This window comes from Hyphomonas sp. (genome assembly GCF_041398465.1).
Lineage (GTDB): Bacteria > Pseudomonadota > Alphaproteobacteria > Caulobacterales > Hyphomonadaceae > Hyphomonas.
Genome location: NZ_JAWKUS010000002.1, coordinates 275,598 through 298,433, shown reverse-complemented (window position 1 = coordinate 298,433; position 22,836 = coordinate 275,598). Strand labels below are relative to the sequence as shown.

19 protein-coding genes are annotated in these 22,836 nt (G+C 58.9%); 4 read left to right on the top strand and 15 right to left on the bottom strand.

The annotated features are described in order from the left end of the window. The first annotated feature begins 28 nt into the window (after window positions 1-28). Window positions 29-733 (top strand): DJ-1/PfpI family protein, encoded by a 705-nt coding sequence (locus R3C98_RS08085; RefSeq protein WP_371313605.1) that lies wholly within the window; start codon window positions 29-31, stop codon window positions 731-733. Here the strand turns inward: R3C98_RS08085 and rimO are convergent. After that, window positions 715-2,064, bottom strand: coding sequence for a 30S ribosomal protein S12 methylthiotransferase RimO (gene rimO, locus R3C98_RS08080; protein ID WP_371313604.1), 1,350 nt, complete (start codon window positions 2,062-2,064; stop codon window positions 715-717). The genes R3C98_RS08085 and rimO overlap by 19 nt on opposite strands. A 53-nt stretch (window positions 2,065-2,117) precedes the next feature. On the opposite strand from rimO, the gene R3C98_RS08075 reads away from it, so the two are divergent. After that, window positions 2,118-2,522, top strand: coding sequence for a hypothetical protein (locus tag R3C98_RS08075; RefSeq protein WP_371313603.1), 405 nt, complete (start codon window positions 2,118-2,120; stop codon window positions 2,520-2,522). 4 nt (window positions 2,523-2,526) lie between these two features. Here R3C98_RS08075 and grxD read toward each other — a convergent pair whose 3' ends face one another. From grxD to R3C98_RS08060, 3 genes are all read right to left on the bottom strand, one after another. After that, on the bottom strand, window positions 2,527-2,865 hold the full coding sequence (gene grxD, locus R3C98_RS08070; RefSeq protein ID WP_371313602.1) for a Grx4 family monothiol glutaredoxin: 339 nt from the start codon (window positions 2,863-2,865) through the stop codon (window positions 2,527-2,529). Window positions 2,866-2,947: 82 nt separating this feature from the next. Next, window positions 2,948-4,804: a M2 family metallopeptidase gene (locus tag R3C98_RS08065; protein WP_371313601.1), complete on the bottom strand. Its 1,857-nt coding sequence runs from the start codon at window positions 4,802-4,804 to the stop codon at window positions 2,948-2,950. A gap of 69 nt (window positions 4,805-4,873) precedes the next feature. Then, the gene (locus R3C98_RS08060) at window positions 4,874-5,104 is read right to left on the bottom strand and encodes a BolA family transcriptional regulator (protein ID WP_321489710.1); all 231 of its coding nucleotides are present in this window, start codon (window positions 5,102-5,104) and stop codon (window positions 4,874-4,876) included. 126 nt (window positions 5,105-5,230) lie between these two features. Between R3C98_RS08060 and R3C98_RS08055 the strand changes: the two genes are divergently transcribed. Then, a complete protein-coding gene (locus R3C98_RS08055; RefSeq protein WP_371313600.1) occupies window positions 5,231-6,256 on the top strand; it encodes a M20/M25/M40 family metallo-hydrolase in 1,026 nt (341 codons plus the stop codon). Between the two features lie 2 nt (window positions 6,257-6,258). Here the strand turns inward: R3C98_RS08055 and purL are convergent, their stop codons facing one another. The 7 genes from purL to gltX all read right to left on the bottom strand — a co-directional run bounded on the left by purL (window position 6,259) and on the right by gltX (window position 17,347). Next, window positions 6,259-8,547, bottom strand: a complete 2,289-nt coding sequence (gene purL, locus R3C98_RS08050) for a phosphoribosylformylglycinamidine synthase subunit PurL (protein ID WP_371313599.1) — start codon at window positions 8,545-8,547, stop codon at window positions 6,259-6,261. Between the two features lie 162 nt (window positions 8,548-8,709). After that, a complete protein-coding gene (locus R3C98_RS08045) occupies window positions 8,710-11,025 on the bottom strand; it encodes a TonB-dependent receptor plug domain-containing protein (RefSeq protein WP_371313598.1) in 2,316 nt (771 codons plus the stop codon). A 96-nt stretch (window positions 11,026-11,121) separates the two neighbouring features. Beyond that, window positions 11,122-12,260, bottom strand: a protein-coding gene (locus tag R3C98_RS08040; protein ID WP_371312552.1) for an IS3 family transposase whose coding sequence is annotated in 2 segments (ribosomal slippage) — window positions 11,122-12,002 and window positions 12,002-12,260 — 1,140 coding nt in all. Because the reading frame shifts where the segments join, the coding sequence is not laid out codon by codon here. 357 nt (window positions 12,261-12,617) lie between these two features. After that, the gene (locus tag R3C98_RS08035) at window positions 12,618-13,619 is read right to left on the bottom strand and encodes an adenosine deaminase (protein ID WP_371313597.1); all 1,002 of its coding nucleotides are present in this window, start codon (window positions 13,617-13,619) and stop codon (window positions 12,618-12,620) included. Between the two features lie 128 nt (window positions 13,620-13,747). Next, the gene (gene purQ, locus R3C98_RS08030) at window positions 13,748-14,416 is read right to left on the bottom strand and encodes a phosphoribosylformylglycinamidine synthase subunit PurQ (protein WP_371313596.1); all 669 of its coding nucleotides are present in this window, start codon (window positions 14,414-14,416) and stop codon (window positions 13,748-13,750) included. A 121-nt stretch (window positions 14,417-14,537) separates the two neighbouring features. Beyond that, window positions 14,538-15,842 carry a citrate synthase gene (gene gltA / locus R3C98_RS08025; protein WP_371313595.1) on the bottom strand — a complete coding sequence of 435 codons (1,305 nt, stop codon included), beginning with the start codon at window positions 15,840-15,842 and terminating at the stop codon, window positions 14,538-14,540. A gap of 29 nt (window positions 15,843-15,871) precedes the next feature. Continuing rightward, window positions 15,872-17,347, bottom strand: a complete 1,476-nt coding sequence (gene gltX, locus R3C98_RS08020; RefSeq protein ID WP_371313594.1) for a glutamate--tRNA ligase — start codon at window positions 17,345-17,347, stop codon at window positions 15,872-15,874. 21 nt (window positions 17,348-17,368) lie between these two features. Here gltX and R3C98_RS08015 point away from each other — a divergent pair, with 21 nt between their 5' ends. Beyond that, entirely contained in the window at window positions 17,369-19,453 is a 2,085-nt protein-coding gene (locus R3C98_RS08015) for a ComEC/Rec2 family competence protein (RefSeq protein ID WP_371314023.1), read from the top strand. Here R3C98_RS08015 and lexA read toward each other — a convergent pair. From lexA to R3C98_RS07995, 4 genes are all read right to left on the bottom strand, one after another. Next, window positions 19,444-20,127 (bottom strand): transcriptional repressor LexA, encoded by a 684-nt coding sequence (gene lexA, locus R3C98_RS08010; protein ID WP_371313593.1) that lies wholly within the window; start codon window positions 20,125-20,127, stop codon window positions 19,444-19,446. The genes R3C98_RS08015 and lexA overlap by 10 nt on opposite strands. A gap of 62 nt (window positions 20,128-20,189) precedes the next feature. After that, window positions 20,190-20,993, bottom strand: coding sequence for an indole-3-glycerol phosphate synthase TrpC (gene trpC, locus R3C98_RS08005; protein WP_371313592.1), 804 nt, complete (start codon window positions 20,991-20,993; stop codon window positions 20,190-20,192). Next, window positions 20,993-22,024, bottom strand: coding sequence for an anthranilate phosphoribosyltransferase (gene trpD / locus R3C98_RS08000; RefSeq protein ID WP_371313591.1), 1,032 nt, complete (start codon window positions 22,022-22,024; stop codon window positions 20,993-20,995). The genes trpC and trpD overlap by 1 nt, the downstream gene beginning before the upstream one ends. 34 nt (window positions 22,025-22,058) lie before the next feature. Continuing rightward, window positions 22,059-22,832: an alpha/beta fold hydrolase gene (locus R3C98_RS07995; RefSeq protein WP_371313590.1), complete on the bottom strand. Its 774-nt coding sequence runs from the start codon at window positions 22,830-22,832 to the stop codon at window positions 22,059-22,061. Between the last annotated feature and the right edge of the window lie 4 nt (window positions 22,833-22,836).

The window sequence follows — 22,836 nt, the reverse complement described above, 5'->3', positions numbered from 1 at the left end:
GAAAAGACCGGCCAGCAAGGAGGCCGCCATGACCAAGTCGTTCACAACCGTGTTTGCCGTCTACGATGACATGACTCATCTGGACTTTACCGGACCACACCAGGTCTTGTGCCGACTACCCGGTGCTCAAACCATGATCGCCAGCCGTCGCGGAGGCGAGGTCGTCGCCGAAGGCAATCTTGTCATCGGACGAACGGCGAAACTGTCGGAGATCGAACATTGCGATCTGATCTGCGTTCCCGGCGGTGTCACGGCCACGTCAGTTGCGCTCGATGAAGAATTTGTAGGGGAGGTGCGCCGCCTTGGGCGAGGCGCGACATATGTCACCTCGGTCTGTACCGGTTCGCTCATACTGGGTGCAGCAGGCTTGCTCCAGGGCAAGCGGGCGGCTTGCCACTGGGCGTGGCGAGAGCTGCTGACGGAGTTCGATGCCATCGTCGATGAAGGTCGCGTCGTTCGAGACGGGAACACGTTCACGGGCGGAGGTGTGACCGCGGGTATAGACTTCGCCCTGACAATGGTCGCAGAGATTGCCGGGGAGGCGTATGCGAAGGCGCTGACGCTCGGTTACGAATATGCCCCGGCGCCGCCATTTGCAGGAGGACGTCCCGAGCTGGCAGAAGCGGCGACGCTTGCGACTTACAATGGCCACATGTCCAAGCTGATGGATGCGAGACGGGCCGAGGCACGCGAAGCGGGCGAGCGGATGCGTGCTCAGGCGGGCGTGGCGTAGAGGTCGTAATCGTCGGCGCCGGTGATTTTCGCCGGCACGATATCGCCCGGTTTCAAATGGGCGGCGTTTTCCAGGTAAACCACCGCATCGACTTCCGGTGCATCCGCTTTCGTGCGGGCGATCATCATGCCGGGTTCTTCATCGGCACCATCGATGATGACGTCCTGTACGGTGCCGACCTGCGCCTCCGCGCGCGTGGCCGAAACTTCCGCCTGAACCTTCATGAAGCGGTGCCAGCGCTCTTTTTTCACTTCGTCCGGAACGTGACCGGGCAGGGCGCGGCTATCGGCGTGGGCGACGTTCTCATACTGGAAGCAGCCCGCGCGATCGATCTTCGCCTCGCGGATGAAGTCCAGAAGGATATCGAAGTCTTCCTCGGTCTCCCCCGGGAAACCGACGATGAAGGTGGAGCGGATCGCGAGGTCCGGCACATCTCGGCGCCATTGCTGGATGCGCTCCAGAACCTTGTCCTGTTTCGCAGGGCGTTTCATCGCTTTCAGCACGTTCGCCGAAGCGTGCTGGAACGGAATATCCAGATAAGGCGTGATCAGACCTTCCGCCATCATGGGGATGACAGCATCAACATGCGGGTAGGGATAAACGTAATGCATCCGAGTCCATACACCGAGGCTGCCCAGGCCTTTGGCGAGATCGAGGAAACGGGTTTCGTATTCCGTTCCCCGCCAGGATTCCGGCTTGTAGCGCACATCGAGGCCGTAAGCGGACGTATCTTGACTGATGACGAGAAGCTCCTTCACACCGGCTTTCACCAGCTGTTCGGCTTCCGTCAGCACATGATGGATCGGCCGGGAAACGAGATCGCCGCGAAGTTTCGGAATGATGCAGAAGCTGCAGCGGTTGTTGCAGCCCTCAGAGATCTTGAGGTAGGCATAGTGGCGCGGCGTCAGGCGAAGGCCAGCCTCGGGCACAAGGTCCAAATGCGGATTGTGTGGCGGCGTCAGGTGTGTGTGCACGGCGGCCATCACGTCTTCGTACTGATGCGGGCCGGTGATCGCGAGCACCTTCGGGTGGGCCTTTTCGATCACGTCAGGCTCTGCGCCGAGGCATCCGGTTACGATTACCTTGCCGTTGGCTTCGATGGCCTCACCAATTGCTTCAAGGCTTTCGTCGCGTGCGCTGTCGAGGAATCCGCACGTGTTCACCAGCACAAGGTCGGCGCCCGAATAGTCCGGCGCGATCTGGTATCCCTCTGCGCGCAGGCGCGTGATGATCCGCTCGGAATCAACAAGCGCTTTCGGGCAGCCGAGCGAAACAATGCCGACTTTCGGCTGCGTCGGGCGGATCGGGGCGGGTCGGGTGGTCGTGTCCATGGCCGCTCTGCTATATTGAAAGTGTGGGACAGGAAAGCGGAAGGACGCACCGCATGACCGACAAACAGGATTCCAAGCCGAATTTCAGGCGTCTGAGGCTCATTCAGATTGTGGCCCTCATTGTCGGTGCCACAGTGCTGCTGGTGTCACTTTGGCTGATGGGGCAATTCCGGAAGCCGGAGGTCGCGCCTATTGTCATGGCCTTCGCGTTCGCCAGTATCAGCTTCAGCGGCCTCTTCTATTTCGGCGCGCTGCTGCTCGAAGGGTCGCTACAGAAGTACATCCTGTCGGACGATACGGTCATCAAGGGCGACAATGTCGAGATGGTGACCACGACCGCCGAAAGTGGCGATCCGGAAATCGACAAATGGATCGGCACTTACGCCTTCACGCGCAATCTGTTCGGGATGTCGCTGGTCCCGATCCTGATCCTGATCGGGCTGTTTTTCTTCGCGTAGACGATCAGGCGTCTTCCAGCTCGATGCCTTTGTCCTTCATGAAATCGCGCAGCTCACCGCTTTCGAACATTTCTTTGACGATGTCACAGCCGCCGACGAACTCACCCTTCACATAGAGCTGAGGAATGGTCGGCCATTCAGAGTAGACCTTGATGCCTTCGCGGACGGCCTGGTTTTCCAGAACGTTCGTCGCGACGTATTCAACACCGAGATAATCCAGCACCTGCACCACGACGGAAGAGAAGCCGCACTGCGGGAAGGTCGGCGTGCCTTTCATGAAAAGGACGACGTCATTGCTTTCTACGGCCTGATTGATGGCATCGAGCGTGGCTTGGTCGGTCATGGTCGTGTCTCCGGATTTCCCGTGATGTGTGGTGGATCAGGGGCGGCGTCAAGCGTGCCGCCCCATGCCATTCAGGTAAAACCTAGTCCCAACCGCAGGACTGGCCTTCGTTCTGTTCGTCCAGATACTCGGTCAGAGGCTCGAAATACTCCACCATGGCGCTTGCATCCATTTCGCGGGTGCCGGTGAATTTCTCCAGCGTTTCCGGCCAGGGGCGCGACATGCCGGCTTCCAGCATTTCGTTGAAACGCGCTCCGACTTCCTCATTGCCGTAGATCGAGCAGCGGTGCAGAGGGCCGTCCCAGCCAGCCTGCTCACAGGCGGCCTTGTGGAACTGGAACTGCATCACGAAGGACAGGAAATAGCGCAGGTAAGGTGTGTTTCCGGGGATGTGATACTTGGCGCCGGGGTCGAACGCGTCAGCTGGGCGCGGACCGGGCGGCACGATGCCCTGGTTCTTCAGGCGCAGGTCCCACCAGGCCTTGTTGTAGTCTTCTGGTGCCGTCGTGCCGTTCAGGACATCCCAGCGCCAGCTGTCGACCGTCAGGGCGAAAGGAAGGAAGGCGATCTTGTCGAGCGCCGTCTGCATCAGCAGGGCGGTGTCGGCATCCGGGCCGGGCTTTTCCTCTTCGGTGATCAAACCGATCTGTTCCAGGTATTCCGGCGTGATCGACAGGGCGACGAAGTCACCGATGGCCTCGTGGAAGCCATCATGTGCGCCATTCTTGTAAAGATATGGCTGGTCCTTGTAGGCGCGCTGGTAGAAATTGTGCCCCAGTTCGTGGTGGACGGTGAAGAAGTCCTCTGAATTGATTTCGGTGCACATCTTGATGCGCACATCGTCTTCATCGTCGAGGTCCCATGCCGATGCATGGCAGACGACTTCCTTGCCCTCTGGCCGGGTGATCATCGATCGCTCCCAGAAGGTTTCCGGCAGCGGGTCGAAGCCAAGGGACGTGAAGAAGCCTTCGCCGGTCTCCACCATCTTCACCGGCGTGTAGCCTTGTTCGTTCAGGCGGGTGGTCAGGTCATAGCTGACGGGCGTCGTGTCCGGCTTCACGATGTCGTAGATTGACGACCATTGCTGAGCCCACATGTTTCCAAGCAGGTCAGCACGGATCGGACCCGTCTTTGGCTGGACGTCATCGCCATAGGTCGCGTTGAGTTTCGAACGGGCATAGCAATGCAGCTGCTCGTAGAGCGGTTCAACCTGGCCCCAGAGACGCTGGACTTCCGCTTCCATCTCTTCCGGCGGCATGTCGTAGTTTGACAGCCACATCTTGTCCAAGGTCGGGTAGCCGAGTTCCTGCGCGCCTTCATTGGCGAGGGCGACCATCTCGGCGTATTCGTCCTTCATCGGCGGCGACACGGTGCGCCAGCCTTCCCAGACGGCCTTCAGCTCTTCCGGATCGCGGGACGTCTCTATGATCGTCGACGCCTCATCCAGGTTGATCATCTCGCCCTTGTACTCGAACTTGCCCTTGCCATAGGTCGAGTTCAGATCCGTCATGAGAGTGGAAAGCTCTTCCGCTGCGCCTTCACGGGACGGCGCCGGAATGGTGATGCCGCTACGAAGAATGCGGATCTTGCGGGCAACATCATAAGGCATGATGGCGACATCGTACTGCTTGGATTCATTGGCGAGAGACACGGCGAGCTTGGTCATCTTCGCGCCAGCTTCTGCCGCTGCGGCGTCCGTCTCGTCCGTGATGTTTGTCTCATTGGCCCAATAGGCGAGCGCTGTGACCTTGTTTAGCGCGGCCAGTTCAGCCTCAGCCCGCGCGACGAATGCTGTTGCTTCCGCGATCTGGGCGGCGGCTTCATCGACTACCGGTGCGTCGGTAAGTGTGGCTTCTGGGGGCGGCGTCGTGTCGGCCGCGCAGGATGCCAATGCGGCGCAAAGCGCGACGACGCTGACGGAAAGGGTGATTCTTTTCATGGATGGTCTCCTCCGATTGGGGCGGAGAAAACCGTGAACCCTCCGTAAGGTCAATCGGGGCGCTGCGCGTCAGGGTGCGCGTGTTTTCAGAGCCAGCGCGTGGAGCTCCCCGCCCATCTTTCCTTTGAGGGCAGCATAGACGAGTTGGTGCTGTTTGACGCGTGGAACGCCGGCGAATTGCGGGCTGACGATCTCTGCCTGCCAATGGTCATTGTCGCCCGCGAGATCGGTCAGGATGATTTCCGCCTCCGGAAAGGCTTCCGTCAGGTGCTCCATCAGAATTTCGCGCGACATGCCCATGGGGTTCTCCTCGATTGCCGGGCTCAGTTGGGTTGCTCTGGCGGTTCCGTCAAGCGCAGCAGTGGACGCCTTGCGCGGTTGGGTGCCTGATCCTACCGTCCGGCCCGGCGACGAAAGGGCCCCCTCATGAGGAAGAATATCTGGACGGTCGCGGCCGGCCTGTTTGCATTTCTGGCCTTGGGTCTGTTCTGGTTCCTGAATACGTCACACGAGCCAGCTGTAGTCACGATAGAGCTGCCGAAGAGCAAGTATGTCGATGTCGGGGAATTGCTGCACCTGACCGAAGTTCTGTCCAATGATGCATTGGAAGGGCGGGCCATTGGCACGCCGGGTAACGAAGCCGCTCGCGGTTTCCTTCGAAAGCGGTTCGAGACCCTGAAGCTCACCAAGATCGGGGATTCCTACGAACATGTTTTCACGGTGCTGCCTCAACCGGGTGCGAAAGACTCTACACCAATCAAGGGAACGAACCTGATAGGTGTGATCGAAGGGAAGACACCGGGTGAGGGGCGGATGCTGGCCATAACGGCTCACTTTGACCATCTCGGTGTGATCGACGGCGAAATCTACAATGGTGCCGACGACAATGCTTCGGGCGCTGCGGCACTGATTGCAGTGGCAGCATGGTTCACCGAGCACAAGCCTGAGCACGACATCTTGTTTGCACTTGTCGATGGAGAGGAGCCCGGCGCGCTCGGATCCCGCAATCTCGTACGGTCTGGTGAAGTGGATATGGACAGGGTCGCGCTGAACCTGAACTTCGACATGGTCAGCCGCTCAGATACGGATGAACTTTATGTCTCTGGCACTTATCACAGCCCCGGCCTGGTCTCGTTTGTTGAGCAGCTTGCAGCCACTGCGCCAGTGAAATTGCTGATGGGCCATGATCGTCCGGAGCAGGGCCATGATGATTGGACGATGTTGTCCGATCAGGCTGCATTTTTTGAAGCAGGTATCCCGTTCCTGTATTTCGGTGTCGAGGATTACCCGGACTATCATAAGCCTACAGATGAGTTTGATCTGATCCCGATAGACTTCTTTGTGCATTCAGCGGACACATTGGTCATGGCCGCGATTGCCGCCGATCGGGAACTCGATTCCCTGGATCTTACGCTCACCAACGAAGCGGCAAATGCAGTAACTGAGCCCTAAGGTCAGTCTACAGAGTTCATGTAGGACGGCAGCCAGCCTTCGTGAGCCGCTCTCAGTTTTGCGAGAGGCAGATCGGCGAGGACACGGTTACTGACAGGATCGGCGACGATCGTCAGCTTGTCTCCACCTGCTTTGCCACACCAACCAGCGTTGATTTTCAGGGAGTTCCCCAAGGCAACGATTTCCCCCTGTGCCGCAGGATCAACCGCGAGCAGGTAACGCCCCTGAGCTTCGCAGAACATGTCGGTGGCGCGGGCTTCATCCGTCCCCACATCGTCAAGCGATACGGTCAGACCGATAGCGCCGGCCAGCGCCATTTCCGTGGCAGCGCAAGCAACGCCGCCATCGCTGACGTCATGCACCGCGTGAACCATGCCTTTTTCGATCAGGTCGCGCACGAACGCGGCATGGCGCTTCTCAAGATCGAGATCAATTGTTGGTGGCGGTCCGAGCGTGTCACCCTTCAGGTTCAGCCACACCCGCGCATAAAGCGACGCTCCGAGATGCCCGGTCGTGTCACCGACGAGGATCAAAACGTCACCAGGCTGCGCGCCTTTCAGCGTTGCCGTTTTCGACAGGTCTTCGATCAGGCCAACACCTCCCACAACGGGGGTCGGCGGAATGGCGACGCCATCAGTTTCATTATAAAGCGACACGTTCCCGGAAACGACCGGGAAGTCGAGCACGCGGCAGGCTTCGGCCATGCCTTCAATCGCCTTCACGATATAGCCCATGGTGTTCGGCTTTTCCGGGTTGCCGAAATTGAGGTTGTCTGTGATCGCAATGGGTGTCGCGCCGACCGATGAAAGATTGCGATAGGCTTCTGCCACGACTGCCTTTCCGCCTTCATACGGATCCGCAGCCACGTAATGCGGGTTGCAGTCGGAACAGATGGCAAGCGCCTTGTTTGTTTCGTGCACACGGACGATGGCTGCATCGCCTCCGGATTGGGAACTGTCGACCGTGTCGCCCATCACATGGCGATCGTACTGCTCCCATACCCAGCGCTTGGATGCCATGTCTGGAGAAGACATCAGCTTCATCAGAACTTCGCTGTAATCAGCGGGTTCCGGGTGTCTTGAAATGTCGAACGCCGCGCGCTTGGGCGGTTCATTCCACGGACGGTCGTAGTTTGGGGCATCATCGGCAAGCGGAGCCACCGGTATATCGCAGACGACTTTATCGAACTGCTTCAGTACGAGATGCCCAGTATCCGTCGTTTCGCCAATCACTTCGGCGTCGAGGTCATATTTGTCGAAGATCGCCTTGGCGATTTCGATCTTGTCCGGGTAAAGCACCATGAGCATGCGCTCCTGGCTTTCCGACAACATGATCTCATAGGCAGTCATGCCTTCCTCGCGTTGAGGCACCTTGTCGAGGTCCATCTCCACGCCGATGCCTTCGCCATTCTCCCCGCCGGACGCCGCCATCTCGACCGAAGAAGAGGTGAGGCCCGCAGCCCCCATGTCCTGGATCGCCTGGATGGCATCGGTCGCCATAAGCTCCAGACAAGCTTCAATCAGCAGCTTCTCTGTGAACGGATCGCCAACCTGAACTGTGGGACGCTTTTCTTCATCGCCTTCGGAAAATTCTGCCGACGCCATGGTCGCGCCGTGAATGCCGTCGCGGCCGGTCTTCGAGCCGACATAGAAGATCGGGTTCCCGGGCGTGGCGCCACGCGCGTAGAAGATCTTGTCCTGATCTGCGAGTCCGACGGCCATCGCATTCACGAGGATATTGCCGTTGTAGCCTTCATCGAACTGCGTCTCGCCGGCCACGGTCGGAACGCCAACGCAGTTGCCGTAACCGCCAATGCCCGCAACAACACCTGCCACCAGGCTACGGGTTTTCGGGTGATCCGGCGAACCGAAACGCAGGGCATTCACAAGCGCGATCGGGCGCGCTCCCATCGTGAACACGTCGCGTAGGATACCACCGACGCCTGTCGCCGCGCCCTGATAGGGCTCAATGTAAGAAGGATGGTTGTGGCTCTCCATCTTGAAGATGGCGGCCTGACCATCGCCGATATCGATGACGCCAGCATTCTCGCCCGGACCCTGTATGACGCGGGCGCCTTTTGTCGGGAATTTCGAGAGATGACGGCGTGAGGATTTATAGGAGCAGTGCTCTGACCACATCACCGAATATATGCCCAATTCAACGAGATTGGGCTTGCGGTTCAGCCGGGTGACCAGCCGCTCCCATTCGTCTGCCTTGATGCCATGTTCAAGGCCGGCAGCTTCGTCCTGCTCGGCGGTGAGATAGTCGAGGATCGCAGTTGTATCGGTCATGGCCGGGCTTTAGCGGCAATTGCCACGAGTCGCCAGCGTCTATTGCCATCAAAGCATCGGCAGACCTGAGATTGGGCGCGGACGAGAAAAACGGGCCCGCCTGATGAAAGGCGGGCCCGTACTGATTTCAACTCATCCCGTCTCGAAGACGAGCAGCGGCACTTACCAGTTGTAGCTGGCGCGAGCGTAGACGAAGCGGCCCGAGAAGCCGAAGGGGCTGCGGCTCGAATACGGGAAGATGCCGTTGAAGTTCAGGCCATCGGGCGTCATCGTCGGGTACTCGTCGAGCAGGTTGTCTGCACCGATACCGATGCTGAACTTGTCCGTGACGTTGAAATTCACGGATGCGTCGATGATCCAGTCAGCATCCAAAGTGAAGTCGTTGTCCGGGTTGTTCGACGGCACGAGCACTTCACCGAAGCGCGTCGCACGAAGGACGAAATCCGCCTGCTGGTAGGTATAGTTGCCCGAGAGGATGAATTTCGTCTCAGGCGCACTTTCTTCCAGCGTCAGTGTATTGGTACGGCTGAACAGTGTCAGGTCTGGGATGACCGTGTTGTCCGGGACGTGCGTGACTTCCGTTTTGGAATAGTTGAACGCCGCAGACGCGTCGAGCGTACCAAGGTTGCCAAAGTCGAACGCGTACTTCGTCACGATGTCGACACCCTTGGATTCGGTCTCGATGCCGTTCTGGAAGAAGCGAACGCGCTGAACACCGGTCACACCAGCTGCGGCGAGCACTGCATCAACGTCGGTTCCGCCCAGGTTTTCCGTGAGGAAGATCTGGTCGTCGATATTGATCTGATAGGCGTCGATGGTGACGAACCAATCCGGCGTGGGCGTCAGAACGAAGCCCAGCGAGTAGCTGGTCGATTCTTCGGCGTCCAGCTGGCCGCCGCCCAGTGCGACTGCTGCCGGCGAGGTGGCAGGGAAGGTTCCGACTTCAAACGGCACACCATCAATGAAGTTGGTGGAGATGGCCGTGAAGTACTGCTGCTGCAGGCTTGGGGCACGGAAACCGGTCGAGATGGCACCGCGGACTGCAACCTGGTCAGTGAAATCATAGCGACCGGCAATCTTGCCGGTCACGGCATCACCAAAGTCGGAATAGTCTTCGTAGCGCACCGCCGCAGAGATGAGAGTCTGATCGTTCGGCACCCATTCAACTTCGCCATAAATGCTGGCCGCGTCACGTCCTTCGTCCACTTCGGATTCTGGGGTGAAGCCCGGGAACACCTGGCTGCCAGCGGCGGCCGGGAAAGGACCCTGAATATAAGAAGCAGGTTCGCCGGCCGTGATTTCGAAGGTCTCGTCGCGATATTCGGCACCGAAAGCCAACGACGTTTCACCCGGCAGGAGGTTGTCGAACGTCTTCACGAAATCTGCGTTCACAGTCACCTGGTCGAACGACAGAGCGCCCGCATTGAAGGACGTCTGGCTGGTCGGCCCGATGGAAGCGTTGAGCGAGTTGTTGACCGAGTAGTCTAGCTCGTTCGACCCATAAACCGCGCTGACATCATAGTCCCAACCGCCAGCTACGCCGCGGAAACCGCCGCCGAGCGAGTAGTCGGTCACGTCGCCGCCAATGACAGGCAGGAATCCGGCCGGATAGATTTCTGGCACGTTTCGGGAATCGAGCGCACGACGGTAGAAGCCGGGGCTTTCACCCTCACGGTCCTGAAGACCACCGAACGCGTAGAGTTCAACGCCGTTGTCCAGCGTGTAGCCGGAATTGAAGAAGAGACTCACGTTCTCAGCGCGGCCGTTGCCATAGCGGTGGTTCAGGCGTGGGAAGTTGCGTTCGTCTTCAGCATAGGCCGGATCGTCCGGGAATTGTTGGCGGGGGTCGAGGCCAGCGCGGTTCGATGCCTGGCGAAGGGAATACTCGCCCGACACCGTCAGGAAGCCGCTGTCGCCGAGGCCAAAGCCGGTCCAGCCGCCGATCGTGGTCGTCTGACCGTCGATCTCACTGCGGTTCAGGCCTTCCGGATCAGAGACGTTGGCGCCGTAACGAACATTCAGGCCACCGCCATGATCGTCTTCGCGGAGGATGACGTTGATCACGCCAGCAATAGCGTCGGAACCGTACTGAGCGGATGCGCCGTCACGCAGGACCTGAACATTGCCAATGGCGCTTGTCGGGATGGAGTTCAGGTCAACCGCGGCAGAACCGCGGCCCACAGACCCGTTGATGTTCACCAGGGAAGAGGAGTGGCGGCGCTTGCCGTTCACCAAAACCAGTGTCTGGTCGGGCGACAGGCCACGCAGGGTCGCCGGACGGATGATGTCGGTGCCGTCATTGATGGCGGTCTGATTGAAGTTGAAGCTCGGAACGGTGGTGCTGAGGATCTGGTTCAGTTCAACTCGACCAGTTTCCGTGAGTTCTTCAACCGGGAACACATCGACCGGAACAGCAGTTTCCAGCGCTGTCCGGTTGGCGGTGCGCGTACCGGTCACAACGACCTGGCCCTGACGCAATTCGCTGGAACCTGCTTCATTGCTCTCCTGAGCTGCTCTGCCCCACAGGGGTGGTCCACCGGTTTTGTTAGTCCGGCGGTTTTCACGTAGCGGCGTTCATGCCGCTACCTCCTCACAGTAAGGCGGTATGAACGCCGCGGGCAAGATGGTTTGTGGAGCGGGTGGCCGGTAGCCCAGAGAAGAGTGCGGGCGCGCGGTGTTGTAGTGCCGCCGCCAGGTTTCGATCAGGATCTGGGCCTCCCTGAGATCGAAGAAGATTTCCCTCGCCAGCAACTCGTCCCGGAGCTTGGAGTTGAAACTTTCGCAGTATCCGTTTTCCCATGGGCTTCCCGGTTCGATATAGAGCGTCTTCACGCCGATACGTGCCAGCCAGTCACGGAGGGCTGTTGCAATGAACTCAGGGCCATTGTCAGAGCGTATGTGTTCCGGCGGCCCATGCCGAACGAACAGCTCACCCAGCGTGTCGAGGACATCCCGTGAGTTCAGCTTTCGCTCGACTCGGATGGCGAGGCACTCCCGTGTAAACTCGTCGACCACACACAGCATGCGGAACACACGTCCATCATGGGTGCGGTCCTGCACGAAGTCATAGGACCAGACATGGCCTTTGTGCGCCGGCCTCAGCCGCACACACGAGCCATCATTCAGCCAGAGACGACCGCGTTTTGGTTGTTTCATCGGCACTTTCAGCCCCTCCCGTCGCCAGATGCGGTAAACCCGCTTCTCGTTCACATGCCAGCCATCATTTCTGAGGAGCGCCGTGATCCGGCGATAGCCATACCGGCCGAACCGTTCGGCCAGGCGGATAATCGCCGATGTCAGGGCGTCCTCATCATCTCGCCGTATGGGCTGCTTGCGCTGGGTCGAACGGTGCTGGCCGATCACACGGCAAGCCCGGCGTTCGGAGACGCCAAGCTCTTCCACCACGTGATCGACTGCAGCACGACGACGCGAAGGGCTTAGAACTTTCCCCGCACGACTTCCTGAAGGATCTGGTTGTCCAGCGTGAGATCAGAGACTGCGCGCCGAAGCCGGGCGTTTTCCTTCTCCATATCTTTCATGCGCTTGGCTTGGTCGACCTGCAGGCCGCCATACTCTTTGCGCCAGCGGTAGTAGGTCTGTTCGGTCACACCGACGGCGCGCGCCGCCGAAGCTGCAGTTTCACCGCGAGCGAGGCGAACCTCCACCTCCCGCAGTTTCGCAATAATCTCTTCAGGCTTGGCTCTCTTGCCCATGTCTCAGCTCCATATCTGAAGCCGGAACTAACTCAAATAACGGACCACTTTTCGGGAGGCAGACCACAGCTGCGACGGCAATGGAAGACGCCGTAACAAGCAATGACTTCAAATTGGTCATTATATTATGCTCCTGTCTGTTTTTTAACCTCACGAGGCCAGTTAATGCCGATTGTGTCGCCAAAACAGAAGGAATTGGAAGAATCTTGCCTGAATATCCTATATCATTGCCAAAGTGTGACGGATCGATCACACTTTAGCTGATCTAAAAATGTGCTTAGCAGATGCAAAAACTATCTTTGGGTGCCGTTGAAGCGCTTGAAAAGCTTGGCTTTGGGAGAAAATTAGCGCGCTGAACTATGCGAGTTCTACTTCCCGGATAAGGCGCTCTTTCGCCTCATCAGGCAGGAACGAAGCCTTGAAGCTATTCTTGGCCAATTGAACCAGCTGTTCGTTCGTAAGGTCCAATGCTGTATCAATTGCTTCGTAATTCTTGCCGATGTAACCGCCGAAGTATGCGGGGTCATCCGAGTTGACCGTTACCAGAAGTCCGGCCTCCAGTTGTTTTTTGACCGGGCTTTTCCTGAGATCATCGATCACGCATAGGGCAAGATTAGACAGCGGGCAGTTGGTGAGCGGTGTCTGCGTGTCACGCAGGATATCGATCAGCGCCTCATCTTCCATCGCGCGGTTTCCATGATCAATCCGGTCAGCACCGATGTCCAGGAGGGCCTCCCGGACGTATGCAGGCGGTCCTTCTTCACCTGCGTGCAGGCAAAGTTTGAATCCCAGTTCGCGGCATTTGGCGAAGAGACGCTCGAACTTGAGCGGCGGATGGCCGACTTCCGAACTGTCGAGGCCGACACCCACAAACTTGTCATGCCAGGGTTTTGATTCTTCCAGCAGAGCAAAGCCGTCCTCTTCAGACAGGTGTCTGAGGAAGCTCATGATCAGCTTTGATGTAATGCCTAGTTCCTTTTCACCTCTCTCCAGAGCCGACAAGATGCCGTCGGTCACGATGCCAAACGGCACACCACGCTCAGTATGCGCCTGCGGATCGTAGAACATTTCGACATGCCGGACGTTGTCGGCCTTCGCGCGGTTCAGGTAAGCCCAGGTCAGGTCATGGAAGTCCTGCTCGGTCCGCAGCACGTTCATGCCTTGATAGTACAGGTCCAGAAATTCCTGAAGGTTTGCGAAGTCATATGCCGCTTTGGCTTCTTCAAGTGTCTTGAAAGGAATCTCGATCCGATTCCGCTCGGCGAGCGCCATCATCATTTCCGGTTCGAAGCTGCCTTCGATATGAAGATGAAGCTCGGCCTTTGGCAGGCGCGCTATGAGTTCTGCGTGTTTTGCCATGCGGGTCCTCCAGATGAGCGGATGATATGTGTCATGATCCCCTTGCCTCAAGCCTTGCGGGCAAGGGCGAGCCGGGAACTGCCGACATTGTGATCTGGGGACGTGTTGGGGACGTCGTGGATTCCAACTCAGGCGGCGCTGAGCAGGCTTTCAAACAGACCGAGACCGTCGTCACCGCCTTCGTGACCACCGATTGCCCGTTCCGGGTGCGGCATGAGGCCCAGAACCCGGCCGTTGTGGCTGAGAATGCCAGCGATATCGCGGGCAGATCCATTCGGGTTGCTTCCGACAGCGTAGCGGAAGGCCACATGGCCTTCGCCCTCGATCCGATCGAGCGTCGTGTTGTCTGCGAAGTAGTTACCGTCGTGGTGGGCGATCGGGATGATCACCTCGTTGCGTCCCTTGTAGGCGCTGGTGAAAGCTGTGTTGGAGCTTTCGACCGAAAGCGGCTGCGGTTTGCACACAAAGTGAAGCGATGCATTCCGCATGAGCGCGCCCGGGAGCAGCCCCGTCTCACAAAGTATCTGGAACCCGTTGCAAACTCCGAGCACATACCCGCCGCGTTCGGCGTGAGCCTTCAATTGCGAGATCACTGGTGAATTCCCTGCCATCGCCCCGCAGCGGAGGTAGTCGCCGTAAGAAAAGCCACCCGGCACCATGACGAGATCAGTGCCTTCCGGGATCGTCCCGTCCTTGTGCCAGACCATGGCCGGAGCCTTACCGGTCACCTTGAGGAGGGCGTCGTGGGCATCACGGTCGCAGTTCGAACCTGGAAAGACAATCACAGCGGTTTTCATGGCGCAGCCTTTAGCAAGGAGTCGGGGCAGAAGGGAACGGGGTAAATTCTCATGAGAGGCAGAAAAGAAAACGCCACCTGCTGACAAGCAAGTGGCGTATCCTTGATCAACTTTGCGGGCCTCAGCGCTTTTCAAGCGGCACATAATCCCGCATCGCGGCGCCCGTGTAGATCTGGCGTGGACGACCGATCCGCTGGGTTGGGTCGTCGATCATCTCGTTCAGCTGAGCCACCCAGCCGACAGTCCGGGCGAGGGCGAACAGAACGGTGAACATCTGCTTGGGGAAGCCCATCGCATCAAGGATGATACCCGAGTAGAAGTCGACATTCGGGTAGAGCTTCTTCTCGATGAAGTATTCGTCTTCGAGAGCAATGCGCTCCAGCTCCATGGCAACCTTGAGGATCGGGGTGTCCTTGAGGCCGAGCAGGTCCAGCACTTCGTGTGCCGACTCGCGCATTACTTTCGCGCGCGGGTCGTAGTTCTTGTAGACGCGGTGGCCGAAGCCCATCAGGCGGAACGGATCATTCTTGTCCTTGGCCTTTTCGATGAATTCCGGGATGCGATCGACGCTGCCGATTTCGTGCAGCATGTTGAGGCAGGCCTCGTTGGCTCCGCCATGGCTCGGGCCCCAGAGGCAGGCCACGCCAGCTGCGACAGCTGCAAACGGGTGAGCGCCCGACGAGCCGGCAAGACGCACCGTCGACGTCGAAGCGTTCTGCTCGTGGTCAGCGTGCAGGATGAAGAAGCGATCCATTGCTTTGGCGATGGCCGGGTCGACTTTGTAGTCCTCGGCAGACACCGAGAAGCACATGTTCAGGAAATTCTCGGCATACGAGTACTCGTTGCGCGGATCGACGAACTTCTGGCCCAGATTGTACTTGAGAATGCGCGCACAAAGCGTCGGCATCTTGGCCAGCAAGCGGATCGAGCTCAGGCGGCGTTCCGCTGGATCTTCACTATCCATCGCGCCGGGATAAAAGGACGCAAGACCGCCCACTGTCGCGGTGAGCATGGCCATCGGGTGGCTATCGCGCCGGAAGCCCTCGAAGAACCGGTCCATCTGCGTGTGGAGCAGGGTGTGCTGCTTGACTGTGTCGTTGAAGACTTCCAGTTCCGAAGTCGTGGGCAGTTCGCCGTACAGGATCAGGTGGCAGACTTCCGGGAAGGTCGATTGTTCAGCCAGCTGGCCGATCGGATATCCGCGGTGCAGCAGGATGCCTTCATCACCGTCGATGAAAGTGATCTGGCTTTCGCAGCTGGCAGTGGAGGTGAAGCCCGGGTCAAACGTGAAATGGTTCGATTCACCGTAAACACGGCGAATATCGATCACGTCAGGACCATGCGTTCCGGAAAGGACCGGCAGGTCATAGGTGCTACCGGCAACTTCCAGCTTCGCGGTGCCGTTCGGTTTCGTCTTGTTTTCCATCAGCCTTACCTTCAAACCCTTCTTGCTTCTCAGGCGCCCGGAGAAGTGTCCGGCGCCAGTTGATCCTCAATTCGCCCAAGCGCCTCTTCGCGGCCGAGCCACTCCAATACCGGCGCAATATCCGGTGCAGGAAGGCCGCCTGTGAGTGCAGCGCGTAGCGGTTGGCCTATCTGCCCCATAGATAGGCCTTTTGCAGTGCAATAATCAGATATCGTCACAGAAATCTGTTCTGCCGTCCAATCTGGCAGCTGCTGGAGTACGTCGCGCACACCGCGCAAACGGTCAAGCCCCTCCCCGGAGACAGCCTTCCGGGCTTTTTTGTTCATATCCAAAGGCCTTTCGGCCAGCATGAATGCAAAAGCCTGCGCCAGTTCGGGCAGGGTTGCGCCACGGTCTTTCATGTGGGGCAGGGCTGCTTTAAGCCGCGGTTCCGCGTCACCGATTGGACCATTTGCCTCCCAAAGGGGCCTCAGCAGGCAAAACAGGCGCTCATCATCAGCCAGCCGCAGGAAATGCGAGTTCACCTGGCCGAGTTTGTCGAGATCCAGCCGGCCAGGCGCCCGGTTGATTCCGGAGATGTCGAAAGCCGCGACCGCTTCCTCATCGGTAAAGATCTCCTGGTCGCCATGGCTCCAGCCGATCCGCAGCAGATAGGCGCGCATGGCTTCAGGCAGATAGCCCATCTCACGATAGGCCAGCGTCGAAAGAGCCCCGTGGCGCTTGGATAGCTTGGCGCCATCGGCCCCGTGGATCATCGGTACGTGCGCCATCGATGGGATTTCCCATCCCATGGCCTCAAAGATGGGGATCTGGCGAAAAGCATTTCGCAGATGGTCGTCACCGCGGATGATGTGGGTGATACCCATGTCATGGTCGTCGACCACAACGGCGAGCATATAGGTCGGGGTGCCATCGGCGCGCAGAAGGATGAGATCATCCAGTTCGCTCGCCTGGATGCGGACCGTTCCCTGAACCCCATCTTCCAGCACGCGTTCGCCATCGTCTGGTGCACGCAGACGCACGGTGCAGGGCGCATTCGGCGCGGGAGGTGGTGCCCCATCGCGCCAAGGAGACCTGTAAGGCGCGAGCAGCGCGTGTGCTTCAGCCTGAAGCGCGGCTTTTTCTTCTTCAGAAATGCCTTCAACCTTTGCGGCTTGGCGCTTCTCTTCCCCGAGCTCACGCCGCGCCTGCAGTTCTTCCTGCGTGGCATAGCATCTGAACGCGGTGCCGCGCCGGATCATCTCTTCGGCGACTTCAGCATGTCGCCCGGCTCGCTCGAACTGCATCAAGGGCGGTTCGTCTGGTGTCAGGCCGAGCCATTCCATGCCCTCAAGGATGGCTGCGGTCGCTTCCGGCGTCGAGCGTTCCCGGTCTGTGTCTTCGATACGGAGAAGAAACTTCCCGTTGTTGTGTTTCGCGAAAAGGTAGTTGAAAAGTGCCGTACGCGCGCCGCCAATGTGGAGCATGCCGGTGGGAGAGGGGGCAAATCGCGTGACGACGTCCATGTCTCGTGAGGGCTCCGGTTGATGCTGCAATTGAGGCGTCCCGGCTGGCAGAAACACAAGGTTGCTCCGGAAGGCAAGGGGCTGGCGCCAGCTATTGCAGCGATGTGGGCCAGCCTTTGGTCGATCGCGGAAATTGACACGCGGCCATTGCTGCTCGGTTTTTCGCTTTGTGCGGGAGTTGTTGCCTATTTTTCGCTGATGATTGAACCGGTACTTTGGCACTGCTTCCTGATCACGCTGGCGGTGTCAGCCTGCTTTGCCATTATCCGATCGGTCTGGTGGATGTCGGTTTTCAGCGTCCCGGCGCTGGTTTTGCTTGGCATCACAGGCGGTTTTACTGCTGCATGCTTCCGGACTGCTGTTGTCGATGCTCCAGTTATACAAACCCAATCCCGTCCGATGATGTTGGAGGGCTGGGTAAGGGAAGTGGAGCCGGGCGCCAAAGGGGATCGCTTGCGCATAGAGGTCCACGCCTTGTCCGGCCTGAGTGTTGAGGAAACGCCGAAATATGTCCGCGTGACTCATCGTCTGGATCTTCAGGTGGCACCTGGCCGATTTGTGAGGTGCTTCGTGCAACTTCGGCCACCGCCCTCACCATCGCTCCAAGGTGATTATGATTTTCGCCGTCAGGCCTGGTTCGAACAATTAGGTGGTGTCGGCTATGTCATGGGCCGGTGCCGGGGCGGGGCGTTGGGTGCGCCAATCGGGATGAGGAAAGAGCTCGGGCTAGATATTTCAGCGTTCCGGCGACGTCTGGCGGAACACGTAAACCGGGCGGCCGGCGACCGGGCTGGCGGCTTCGCAGCGGCTCTTGTCTCCGGAGACCGCAGCTTCATGGACATTGAAGACCAAGAGGCTTTGCGCACTTCGGGTCTGTCTCATCTGCTCGCGATCTCCGGATTGCACATGGCAATGGTGGGCGGCCTGGTCTTCCTGATCGTCTGGCGTTTCTTGGCCTTGATAGAACCATTGGCTCTGCGCATTGCCGTGCAGAAACCTGCGGCGGTGGCAGCGCTGATCGCGAGTTTTGCTTACCTGGTCATTTCAGGCGCCAGTGTTTCGACACAACGGGCATTCATCATGTCGGCTGTGGTGTTCGGAGCCGTACTTGCGGACCGCGCCGCGCTCAGCTTGCGCTCCTATGCCATCGCTATGATCCTGGTCGTAATCCTGCAGCCGGAAAGTGTGGTTACCCCTGGTTTCCAGATGTCTTTTGTGGCATCCGGCGCCCTGATTGCAACTTACGACGCCTGGTCGCGCCACCGCGCGGAACAGGAGCGGGTCATGAGTTCGGTGTCCTACACCTGGGCATCATTGTTCATGACATCTCTCATCGCAGGTGTCGCTACCGCGCCCTTTGCCATCTACCATTTTGACCGGCTGGCAGGCTTTGGATTGCTCGCCAATCTGTTGGCCATGCCCATAATATCCTTTGTCAGTGCCCCACTAGCGGCGCTCTCTCTGATACTGACGCCTTTCGGTTTCGGGGATATTGGGCTCAGGCTGTTCGGCTTATCGCTGGAAGCTGTTCTGGCGGTTGCGAACTGGGTGGCCGGTCTGCCCAACGCAGCTGTCACTCTGCCAAAATCGATGCCGATTTCGACCCTGGTTCTGAGCGCGCTGGCGATCGGCTGTGCCATGGCTGCGAGAGGCCGGGCCAGGATCTTGCTCGCAGGCCTGCTGATCGCGCCTGCGGTTATACTGTGGATGCAGGCACCAGATGTCGTTCTTCACTGGGCGCCATCAGGCGAAGTCTTTCTGAGGAATGAACGCGGGGAAATCGTTCGATATGAGTTCGTGGATGGTGAAGGCCTGTCACCGCTTCGATACGCGAAAGCCGGATCAGCTCCGCTGTGCCTGAGTTCAAATTGCAGTGTCGCAACGGTTAGGGGGCAGTCTTCGAACGGAACCGTGACCCTCAACAGCGGACGGACGCCAGAAGCTGCATCGATCAAAATCAGTATCGATGGTCAAACGATTGATCTCGATTGGCTCAATATCCGTAGCGCCGGGGGCGCTACGTTGATTTCAGGCCGAAACGGAATGGTTCTTCAGTATGCGCCCGAATGCGGAAATCGGCCCTGGCGCGCCTGTGATCAGTCATAGCGGCGGACCAGCGCCACCAGCCGTCCCTGAACCGCGACGCGGTCTGGCCCGAAAATACGAGTTTCGTAGGCCGGGTTAGCCGCTTCCAGCGCAACAGACGCGCCTTTACGCCGCAAACGCTTGAGTGTTGCCTCCTCGCCGTCGATCAGCGCGACAACAATGTCGCCGGTACTGGCCGATTCCGTACGCCGGCAGATCACGATGTCGCCTTCCAGGATGCCGGCATCAATCATCGAATCGCCCTGAACTTCGAGGGCAAAATGTTCTTCGCTATCGGACAGGCCGTCGGGGGCGTTCACGTGCCCATTGTCCTGCTGGATCGCTGAAATCGGCAAGCCAGCGGCGATGCGGCCGATCAGGGGGACAGTGCGTGACGAGGCTTCCTGAGCAGGACGCCCGGCAGATACAAGAGCAGGGCGGAAGTCCTTGCGTCCGCGAGGTGTGGAACTTGCCACAGCAGACTCTGGCAATTTCAGAACTTCCAGAGCGCGGGCCCGGTGTGCCAGTCGGCGGATGAAGCCACGTTCCTCGAGCGCAGTAATGAGGCGGTGGATGCCGGATTTGGAGGCAAGATCGAGGGCCTCTTTCATCTCGTCAAAGGAAGGGGACACGCCCGTTTCCTTGATACGCTCATTGATGAAGAGCAGGAGCTCTTTTTGCTTGCTAGTCAACATGTTGGGCCGCCTCTGGTCCGAATCTTTGTTCACATGTGTTCTACATGTGTTCACTGTTCGGGTCAATCGTCGGCGGTTGTCCGCATCTCCGTGACGGCCGACTGCCGATGCGGGCCGCGTTTCATCAGGCTTTCCCCTATCAGGAAGCGCCGGGCTCCGGTTTTTCGCAAGCGCTCGATATGCTCGGGTGTAGAGATCCCGCTCTCTGCCACCAGTTGCCGGTCATCGGGGATGAGAGCGGCGAGCCGCTCGGTCGTCGAAAGGTCAGTCACCATTCTTTTGAGATCGCGATTGTTTACCCCAATCAGGGGGGATGGAAGGCGCAGCGCGCGCTCCAGTTCGGCTTCATTGTGCGTTTCAACCAGCACATCCATCCCATAGTCCATGGCGCAACTGGTGAGGTCGGCAGCAAGAACATCGTCAAGACTGGCCATGATCACCAGTACACAATCGGCGCCCCAGGCGCGCGCTTCTGCAATCTGGATCGGGTCGATCATGAAGTCCTTCCGCAGCATGGGAATTTTGACGGCGTCCCTGATGGCTTTGAAATCGGCCAGACTGCCTCCAAAGCTCGGTCCGTCTGTCAGAACAGAAAGGCACGCGGCGCCGCCAGCTTCATATTCCGTTGCGATCTCGACCGGATCGGCGCCCAGAAGGATCTCGCCGGCGGAGGGGCTTTTGCGCTTCAATTCGCAGATCAATGCATTTTGGTCGGTATTGGCGACCGTAGACAGGGCAGTGGAGAAACCCCGCACAGGGCCAGCAATACGCGCCCTGGCATCCAATTCGGAGAAGCTCGCCTGCTGTTTCAGTCGAGCCACTTCTTCGCGTTTGTAGTCGATAATTCTGTCGAGCGCGGTCGGCATTAGAGCGTCTCGCCCCGAGAGAGCTTTACAAGCTTCTGCAGTGTCTGCTTGGCATTGCCGGAATCGATAGCATCGGCGGCCATGGCTGCACCTTCCTTCAGGTCGGCGGCTTTGCCGTGGACGTGCAGGCCAGCTGCTGCATTCAAAAGGACAGTCGTCCGGAATGGCGTCTCATGTCCATCCAGAAGCTCGGAGATCGCCAACGCATTCCCTGTAACGTCTTCGCTTTCGAGTGCGGAAAGTGGATGTGTTTCAAGTCCGGCATCTGAAGGGTGTACCTCGAAATCGCGCAGCGTTCCGTCTTCCCGCACTTCGCAAACTTTGCTCGGCCCTGCGATGGACAGTTCGTCGATACCGTCGAGGCCGTGCACCACCCACGCCCGCTCCGTGCCAAGCCGCCCCAGCGTTTCGGCCATAGGGCGCACCCATTCCGGCCCGAAAACACCCAGCACCTGGTGACAGGCGCCCGCCGGATTTGTGAGCGGGCCGAGCAGGTTGAATATGGTGCGGATGCCAAGTTTGGCGCGAACGGGTGCTACGTGGCGCATCGCGCTGTGGTGATTGCGTGCAAACAGGAAGGCAACGCCCGCGCCGTCCAGGCAGTTCAGGAATTCCTCTTCGCTGATCTCAAGATTGACCCCGAGGGATTCCAGCACATCGGCCGAACCCGTTTTTGGCGGCACGGAGCGATTGCCGTGCTTGGCGACACGGCCACCCGCCGCAGCAATGACGATTGCGCTTGCTGTAGACGTGTTGAGGCTTTTCCATGGAAGTCCTCCCGTGCCGCAGGTATCGAGCAGGGGGCCGCCTGTCGTGACCGTCCGGGCATGCTGGCGCATGATGGTCGCGCCGGCTGTCAGCTCGTCAGCGGTTTCACCTCGGACCGCCAGTCCCATCAGGAACGCTCCGATTTCCTCCGGTGCAGCCTCTCCGGAAAGCAGCGCATCGAACGCGCCAGTCAGCGTGGCATCATCAAGCGGTTCACGGCGTGCCAGCGCTTTAAGCGCTAAGGAGAGTGATGTGTCTGTCATGGACCGAAACCGATAGCGGTCTTGAAGCGGAGGCTCAATAGCCCAGAAAGTCCAACACGTCTGCGAGAATGCCGTGATCCTGCGCCAGTTCTCGGTGGCCCAGCGTGTCGACGGCATAAACTGTAACGTTTGGCAGGCCTTCCGCCATTGTTTCCATGGCTTCCAGAGGGCACTCCGAATCGGCATGCGAACCAACTATGAGAACTTTTCCGGAGAAGCTTTCCACAACGCGGAGAAAATTGGTGCGGGAAAGGGGCAGGCCAGTGCGTTCGAGGTGCAGCTGCTCGGCGCGTGCGATGACCTCGTCGCTGTAGCCCTTCTTTTTCTGCCGCTCCTGGAACCCGCCCTTACCCTCGCTCAGGGGCGGGGCGATGAGTACGAGATAGTCTGCCTTTGCACCCAGTTCGACGGCTCGGAGAGTTGCGATACAGCCGAACGAATGCGCGATGATCGTATCGATCGGACCTTCAGCGTCGCAGACCTCGCGGACTGATGTGCCAGCCACCGCCCATCCGGCGGATTCTATGCCAGAAGCCCCATGACCCGGCAGATCCATCAAAATCGCAGGGCGCTGGTTCTGGATAAAATCCATCGCAAATTGCCGCCAGACGCGGTGGGTGTCATCCCATCCGTGAACAAACAGTGTGGCCGGAGCGTCGCCCGCGCGCCAGACCGGAGACGCGCCGTACTTGCCCTCAATGTCTCGCCGCGTATTGGGCGGCAGCATGTTCTGTCCCGGAGCTGCGCTCGGCGATAGGGGTTTCATATCGGCAAGGAGGGCTTCAGCTTGTGCAGTCAAGTCATCCATGCCT